Raw genomic sequence first — 305 nt, forward strand, 5'->3', positions numbered from 1 at the left:
CAATAAGTCCTAATCCAACTTGTGTTAAAGCATAACTTCCCCATTTAGCACGACTTTCAGCATCTCCATTTATTACATCATTAATAAATGATTCCTTGCGCTAAAGGACGAAAGGTTTGTACAAAAAATGAATACAAAGTATAAGTTAAAATTAATATTCCATAAATAACTTTGTGCAATGAACTCCCCCCTTTTTGCCGTATATATTTTAGTATAAAAATTTAATTCAAGCCCTATATCAAAATGAAAATAAAAAGCACCTGTGATATACACAAAGTGCTTTTCTCTTGTCAATTTATCTATTT

1 protein-coding gene is annotated in these 305 nt (G+C 29.5%); it reads right to left on the minus strand.

All coding sequences use genetic code 11. The features are described from left to right. Positions 1–72: 72 nt before the first annotated feature. On the minus strand, positions 73–305 hold a 233-nt coding region (locus MR155_RS31660), incomplete at its 5' end, for a hypothetical protein (protein WP_242312142.1).

Origin of the sequence: Bacillus cereus group sp. BfR-BA-01331, from assembly GCF_022663915.1 — a bacterium.
Classification (GTDB): domain Bacteria; phylum Bacillota; class Bacilli; order Bacillales; family Bacillaceae_G; genus Bacillus_A; species Bacillus_A mycoides.